Raw genomic sequence first — 804 nt, forward strand, 5'->3', positions numbered from 1 at the left:
CCCTGCACCGAGATCGGCTTGGGCTCGAGCGAGGTGTCGGCGTCCCAATGGATGAAGCCGGGAGATGCGCGCCTGCCCTTGTTGGGCGTGTTGAGGTTGGCGCGGTCGATGGCGACCCACAGATCCTCCATATCCCAGATATCGACAAAGGCATCATAGACGCGCCGCGCCATGCGGTTATCCCACAGGAACTGATGATTGTAGATCTCGACCATGCCGGCATTGTTGATTTCCTTCAGCGCATAGTCGCGCCGCTGGGTGACGTCCCAGGTCGCCGGATAGTTGGGGTCCTTCTCCTCGAATTCCCAAAGCAGTGCCTTGAGACGCTCGACATTTTCCATTGGCACCGCATCGCGCACGATCACGAAGCCCCGCCTCTGCCAGTGCGCGAAATCGGCGTCCGAAAGCACGCGCAGCGGAAGCGCTTTCCTGATCTTGGACAGTTGGGTCGTCGCCCGGCTGGATGTTGGGTGATCGTCCTTAGTGATGTCTTTCGCGTGGGCCATCGATTTCCTCCTCGACGTTGTCCTGTCAAACACGAGGCTAACCGAACGGCGGACATGCATGTTGTCGCTAACAGGCACAGAATGATACTATTCTGGCGTCCATTATCATTCAAACGCCGTTCGAGGCGAATTCTCAGGGGCCGGCTGTGAAGCCATATCTGGAGAAAGTCACCGTCGCCGATGACGCCTCATGGTCGATGGTGCGGGTGCCGCGCGACCCGACCATTCCGTTGGAATGGCACCATCATCCGGAATATGAGCTGACGCTCACGCTCAACTCGCGCGGATGCCGCTTCGT

Annotated in this window: 1 pseudogene; it reads right to left on the reverse strand. The window is 58.8% G+C overall.

The features are described from left to right. Positions 1 to 506 (reverse strand): annotated as a pseudogene (locus EOA24_RS39845) (phytanoyl-CoA dioxygenase); the annotation flags it as partial. Positions 507 to 804 lie beyond the last annotated feature (298 nt).

The sequence above is a fragment of the Mesorhizobium sp. M2A.F.Ca.ET.039.01.1.1 genome, from assembly GCF_003998035.1.
Classification (GTDB): Bacteria; Pseudomonadota; Alphaproteobacteria; order Rhizobiales; family Rhizobiaceae; genus Mesorhizobium.